This is a genomic window from Nitrospira sp., assembly GCA_016788885.1.
GTDB lineage: Bacteria > Nitrospirota > Nitrospiria > Nitrospirales > Nitrospiraceae > Nitrospira_A.
Window position 1 is genome coordinate 1 of record JAEURX010000019.1, and the last position, 6181, is coordinate 6181.

At 60.1% G+C, this 6181-nt stretch carries 7 protein-coding genes; 2 read left to right on the forward strand and 5 right to left on the reverse strand.

The window, feature by feature from the left end:
* Positions 1–19: 19 nt before the first annotated feature.
* From JNL86_06105 to JNL86_06115, 3 genes are read right to left on the reverse strand one after another with little or no spacing between them, the layout of a single operon-like run.
* Positions 20–1258 carry a TIGR03862 family flavoprotein gene (locus JNL86_06105; GenBank protein MBL8042476.1) on the reverse strand — a complete coding sequence of 413 codons (1239 nt, stop codon included), beginning with the start codon at positions 1256–1258 and terminating at the stop codon, positions 20–22.
* Positions 1259–1261: 3 nt separating this feature from the next.
* Positions 1262–1681: a hypothetical protein gene (locus JNL86_06110; GenBank protein MBL8042477.1), complete on the reverse strand. Its 420-nt coding sequence runs from the start codon at positions 1679–1681 to the stop codon at positions 1262–1264.
* Positions 1678–2148 (reverse strand): GNAT family N-acetyltransferase, encoded by a 471-nt coding sequence (locus tag JNL86_06115; protein MBL8042478.1) that lies wholly within the window; start codon positions 2146–2148, stop codon positions 1678–1680. Before JNL86_06115 ends, JNL86_06110 begins: the two co-directional genes overlap by 4 nt.
* 154 nt (positions 2149–2302) lie before the next feature.
* On the opposite strand from JNL86_06115, the gene JNL86_06120 reads away from it, so the two are divergent.
* Entirely contained in the window at positions 2303–2650 is a 348-nt protein-coding gene (locus tag JNL86_06120) for a hypothetical protein (protein MBL8042479.1), read from the forward strand.
* Between the two features lie 74 nt (positions 2651–2724).
* Positions 2725–4017: a hypothetical protein gene (locus JNL86_06125; protein ID MBL8042480.1), complete on the forward strand. Its 1293-nt coding sequence runs from the start codon at positions 2725–2727 to the stop codon at positions 4015–4017.
* Between the two features lie 125 nt (positions 4018–4142).
* On the opposite strand, the gene JNL86_06130 is transcribed toward JNL86_06125, so the two are convergent.
* On the reverse strand, positions 4143–5759 hold the full coding sequence (locus tag JNL86_06130; GenBank protein MBL8042481.1) for a Na+/H+ antiporter: 1617 nt from the start codon (positions 5757–5759) through the stop codon (positions 4143–4145).
* Between the two features lie 32 nt (positions 5760–5791).
* Positions 5792–6181, reverse strand: a 390-nt coding sequence (locus tag JNL86_06135) for an aldo/keto reductase (protein ID MBL8042482.1), incomplete at its 5' end; no start/stop codon positions are given.

The window sequence follows — 6181 nt, forward strand, 5'->3', positions numbered from 1 at the left end:
CACTCCATCCATACTGCGCTCATGCTTTGGCACGTTCTGCGCGCTCCGCAAGCCAAGCCAAGGCACCGGCACCGGCGGTGCGGCCGCTGGCAAAACAGGCCGTGAGCAGATACCCGCCCGTGGGCGCTTCCCAATCCACCATTTCTCCCGCACAGAACACTCCCGGAAGCGCTTTGAGCATCAATCGCTTGTCCAGCGCCTCACAGGTCACTCCCCCGGCCGTACTGATCGCCTCGTGCAATGGACGCGGCGCCGTCAAGGTGAGCGGCAAGGCTTTGATGGCCGCAGCCAGACGGGTCGGGTCGGCAAAATCTTCTTTTGAAACGATTTCACGCAGCAGTCCGGCCTTCCCTCCATCGATATGCGCGCGGCGCTGCAGATGCGTCGCCATCGTCTTTTTTCCACGAGGCTGCGAAAGATCTTTGATGAGGCGTGGCAGTTCACGGTCCGGCGCAAGATCCAACCGCAGGGTGCCTCGTCCATTGGCCTCGATCTCATCCCGGAGAAACGGGGCCACGGCATAAATGACACCGCCCTCGACCCCGGTGTCCGTGATCACGAATTCTCCCATGCGACGCATCACCGCGCCGGTTGGAGATTTTGCCACCACGCCGACCGTCTTCACTGGATGCCCTGCGAACTTCGTTCGAAAGTGCTCCGTCCAGCCGACATCAAACCCGCAGTTCGCAGGTCGCAAGGGAGCAATCGCAATGGATCTCCCTTCCAGTACCGGCACCCAGGCGCCATCCGACCCGAGTTGCGGCCAACTGCCTCCGCCTAGCGCCAGGATCACGGCATCTGCCCGGACAGCTGCCGCGCCCTGTGGCGTCTCGAAGCGAAGGGCTTTCTTTTCATCCCACCCGCACCAGCGGTGCCGTACGTGGATGGTCAGTCCATCCTGACGCAAGCGCCGCAACCAGGCGCGCAACAGCGGGGCAGCCTTCATATCCGTGGGAAATACGCGGCCGGATGAGCCGACGTAGGTCTCGATCCCGAGCCCACGTGCCCAGGACCGGAGCGCATCAGAACCAAACCCGGCCAACCAGGGCGCGATGTGTGCCCGGCGCTCGCCGTATCTGCTGAGAAACAGATCGGACGGATCGGAGTGCGTCAGATTCAGCCCGCCCTTCCCGGCGAGGAGAAATTTCCGGCCGACGGAGGGCATGGAGTCGTAGAGTGCGACCTGCGCGCCCCCGCTCAGCGCCACTTCTGCGGCCATCAGCCCGGCCGGTCCGCCTCCAATAATGGCAATATTCACTCGCTACCTCTTCATCGTCACAATCAAAAACCACACCGGCCTCATACGTCCGAAGTCGGTCCGAAGGGAAGCCTTCAATGTCGGGCTGGAATCTACCACGTACAACCGGTCGTTCTCTCGCACGAATACGACCCAATGCCAGAATGGTCGACCCTGCTCAATATGCCACTTGATGGCCAACAACGCGCAATCCGGCAACCCGGCCCATGAGCGAAACGGCGTAGGCTCCCGTGCGACACGCAGGTCGAATTTCGCCAGCAGACGCCGCACATATTCTGTCTCGCACCAGAGTTTTCGATCTGAGGCGGAGATGCCCAAGGACGCCGCCACGGCCTTCGCACGCGCATAGGACACACCGGCCAGCGCGGCCGCTGCCGCGATGCCACACCCGGTTGGCTCTTCCTGAATCACAGGCCGGATCACAGAGACAGTTTCATTTTCCGTCCGCCGGAGATGCTGAATCCCTGCCGCTCATAAAACGCCAGGGTCCGGTCAAACTGCGGCAAGGGCGGCGTGGTGACTTCCAGTCTGGCCCAGCCTTTCGAGCAGGCCATGCGCTTGGCCGCCGTCATCAACTCCTGCCCCACACCTTGCGACCGCCGGTCCGGACGCACATACAATTCCGGAATGATCCCGAAACGCCCTTCCGCATACAGGGCGCGACATTCGGCGAGGGTCAGCAATCCCGCGACACATTCGCTATCCCGCGCCAACAGCACGGTATAACTTCCATCCCTCATCCAGGCCAGCGTCCGGGCTTCTGTCTCAGCCAACGAGAACGCAAATGCCAGCGTCTTGATGTTGGCCATAATTTCCTGCAGCAAGTCACCGACCAACCTCAAGATGGCCGGCGCATCAGATGGCTGGGCGGTTGTGATTTGAATCGGCATGGCGCGAAACTACCGAGAGTAGGTTCACGCGTCAAGCAGGGATTCTTCATCCGGAAGCAGACGATGCGCTTCAGACATCTTGCTCTCCGAGCCACGTCAATTGACAGATCGCCGTACCGACCCTATAGTTGAATCCATGCTCTGCTGGAGAACAATGGCGCGACCCACCGGCGTCCTCGTATGGCTGACTCTGCTCGTCTCGCTGGTGATTACCGGAAATTTGGTCATGGACCTTGCGTTTGAGGAGCCGGATCTCGGCACATCGGTCGATGGCGCACCCATTCCAGAAGAGCCTGATAATCCCGCCGAAAACATCCTGATGGCTTCGCAGAAAGCCGACAGCGCGGCGGGTATGGCATGGTCAGCCTGGGCGTGGATGGGCTTCGCCGCTATTCTTATTTCCGCCTGCCTGCCGACCATTTCAAGTGCCTCAGCGGCCTCCACTCACGAGCGTCCCCCGCGCAGCAGCCCTGTTCCACTGCTTCTTCCCCTTCGAATCTAAATTACATCCAGTCTCCACTGACGGTTCCGTCGTTCATCACGGTGGAACCATGCGTTCATTCATGGAGGTCTGCGATGCCTGTTCTTCATGTCGGTCGTCGTGCCCGAGTCTTGTTCCTTCCGGTCATGCTCCTCTACGCAATGATTATCATTCTATATGCTGCACCTGCACATCCCGCTCATCCGGAGGAAGAATCCATTGGGATTGACACGTTAGCAATCAGCGGCCTGCTGCATACCAAAGAAGACACGATCCGAAGATTGCTTCCGCGTCCGATCCCCTCACAATTTACCCGCGCAGAGGTCGAGGAGTTCGAAAGACGCATCCGAAACCTCAGCCTTTTCGATCGGGTGACGGTGTCGACACACGACGGCACCATGGCGGTGGACGTACGGGAGAAGTTCACACTCTCTCCCGTCTTGAGCTTCACAAGCGGCACAAGCATCAAGGACCTGAACGCCACCGCCGGTCTCGTGGAATACAATCTGGGCGGGACCGGCACGCAGCTCGGAGGGCAGTTCAACTACAGCCAGCGAGGACCGAATGTGGATGTCTGGATCTCAGAACATGCGTACCGACCGGACCGCTGGGCGAAAGAGGTGAAAGGGTCCTATGCGAGTAACGGCATTCGCTTTGCCGATTCAACCGCCGCCTGGACGCGCAATCGCATCGGCGGTGAGTTTGAGCTCAAAGGACCTTTCGGCTACGGATCTCCCTTGCGGTATGAGGTGGTCGCCAAAATCTACCGGGAACTCGTTCAGGACCGGACAGGAACGGGGCCGCGGCCACCGGATGGTTACTATGTGGGCCTCATTCCTGAAGTGACCTGGGACCGATACCATTGGCACGATCTCCTGCCCTCCGGGTATCGCATCGCGCTGGAACTTCGACCTGGGTACTTCTTCGGAGCAGACCAGCCCCGTCACGAGGTACGGCTTCGCTACCTTCAAGGAGTCCCCCTGACCCCCATGACCGTGTTCATGGTCAATGCGGTTGCCGAGGCGGTGAACAATAGCCGCAATCCAAACCACAGTGTATTGATGGGGAGCATTGCGGGAGTCAGAGGGCTCTCCGACAATCTCTATCGCAACCGCGCGCAAACGTATATGAACCTGGAGTTGCGCCATGCGATTCAAGTCGCCCCACGCTGGGCGCTGCAGGGCGTGCTCTTCTCAGATATAGGCGCCTTTCAACCGTTTACAGAAGAAGGCAACCAGAGACAGTGGATCGGCACCGTCAATGTCGGGGCAGGCATCAGAGTAGTGCCCACGTTTCTCGCCAATACGCTGCTGCGTGTGGATTTCGCACAATTGCTGTGCCCCAGTCCCAATTCGCTCATTCAAATGGGGATCACGCAATATTTCTGACGAGGCAGCGATGCCTGTCGGTCTTCGTCGAAGACACATTCGCATGGCGAGGAGGTCATACGACAGAGGCGGGGCGGGCTCGAGCGGCGGAGATTCGCTCACAAGCCTAACTGATTTACGATCTTCTAGCGTTTGCTCCTTCCCGCCCGACGCTCACCGACGCCCTGGTGCAGCGCAGCGACATCCAGTTCCTGTTCCAACTGATGCAACACTTCGTCGCTGATCGTGCCATTGTCTCGAAGCCCGATCAGGGCAAGCCGCTCGGCCGTGAGCACCTCATGGTGCAGGCGCTGGATAGTTTCTGTGCTGCCATCGACAGGGTCATCGTTGTCCAGACCCGTCCGGGTGAGATGTTCCAATCGACGCAGATAGCGCAATCGCACCCGTTCGATCTGCTCCGTTGCCACCCAGTTTTCCGTGACGACCTGATCCAGCCGACTCAAGGCTGCCGTCGCCGCATGCTGCCGAGCCAGGCGTTCCTCTCCTTCGAGCTCATGCTCCTCTTCGAGGCGTAACCATCGGATGATCGGCGGGAGCGACAGTCCTTGCAGCACCAACGTCACGAGGATGACCGTAAAGCTGATCAGGATGATCTCCGACCGGAAGGGAAAAGGCGCACCAGAGCCCGTCGTCAGCGGAAGCGCCAAGGCGGCCGCTAAGGTGACGATGCCCCGCATGCCTGTCCAGGAAATGAGAAACAGCCCCTTCCATGGAGGCATGGGATCACGTGCGCGCAAGGAGGCGCTCAGCCATCGAGGGATAAGGGCCGCCAGGGGCACCCAGAGAAATCGCACGACGATCGCCGTTGCGCTCACCATGAGACCGGCCAACAGAACGGAACCATACTGCCCGGCGGGCACGGCATCACGGAGGGCTCCCAGTTGCAGACCGATTAAAATAAAGATCACGCCATTGAGAATAAAGATAACGAGTTCCCACACGGCGCGGGCCTGCAGACGTGTCGCCGGCGCCACCGCGCCGCTGAAATACTGGCGGATCGTGATCCCGCCAGCCACACAAGCCAACACGGCGGATGCATGGACCGACTCGGCAATGACCCAGGCGATATACGGAACAAGCAGCGTCACGCCGATTTGCGTATATCCGTCGTCGGTGGCGCAGAGCGCCCAGCGAGTGAGCCAGGCCGCGCCGATGCCGATCGCCAGCGCCGCCAGCGCCGCGAACACAAAATTGAGGACCGTGCCGCCGAACAGGAACGAACCGCTCACCACCGCGCCAACGGCAGCCCGGTACAACACCAGAGCGGTCGCGTCGTTGACCAGACTTTCTCCTTCCAGAATGGTGACGACACGACGTGGAATCCGCAGGCGTTTTCCAACAGCGGTGGCCGACACGGCATCCGGTGGCGAGACGATGGCCCCCAGGGCGATGGCTTCCGCCCAACCCATGCCGGGTAACAGGACATGCGCCACCGCTGCGACCCCGCCGGTCGTCGCGAGTACCAGCCCGACGGCCAGAAGGGAAATCGGCCTGAGGTTCTGCCGGAACTCCCGCAACGAGGTGAAATAGGCAGCCGCCCAGAGAATCGGGGGGAGAAACACCAGAAACACGAGGTCCGGATGAAGCGTCACCGTCGGCAAGCCAGGCACCAACCCCAACAGCAGACCGCCCAGCACCAGAAAAATCGGGTACGGGATACAGATCTTCTGCGCGATGGTGGTAAGGGCCAGCACCACCGCGAGCAGCAGGATAATGATTTCGAGTTGATGCAGGCTTTCCATAGAGTCAGACCATGGAATGTGCCGACAGTCTGCTACATCCCGATCGTTTCAAGTCGCTGAAGATCCTCCGTCGAAATGGTGAACTGATCGGACCGGAGATCCTCGGTCATATGCTGTTGGTTGGTCGTGCCGGTCAACGGCAACATACCAACCTGCATCGCAAAGCGAAACACCAGTTGCGCCAGGCCCATGCCGTATTTGGCAGCCATGGCACGAAGCTCAGGATCGGCGAAGATGTCCCGGTTGGCTGTGAGCAACGAGAACCCCTGATAGATGATCCCCTGTGTCCGGCAGATGTCCCGCACGTCCTGATCCCACCCCAACGCGGCGTAGCAACGATTCTGTACAACCATGGGTTTATGGGCGGCGCGCTCGCAGAGCAGTCGGAGCTGATCAGCCGACACGTTGCTGATGCCGATCAT

Coding starts and splice junctions, on each gene's coding strand:
- JNL86_06125 (MBL8042480.1), top strand. CDS start 2,725: ATGCCTGTTCTTCATGTCGGTCGTCGTGCCCGAGTCTTGTTCCTTCCG.
- JNL86_06115 (MBL8042478.1), bottom strand. CDS start 2,148: ATGCCGATTCAAATCACAACCGCCCAGCCATCTGATGCGCCGGCCATC.
- JNL86_06120 (MBL8042479.1), top strand. CDS start 2,303: ATGGCGCGACCCACCGGCGTCCTCGTATGGCTGACTCTGCTCGTCTCG.
- JNL86_06130 (MBL8042481.1), bottom strand. CDS start 5,759: ATGGAAAGCCTGCATCAACTCGAAATCATTATCCTGCTGCTCGCGGTG.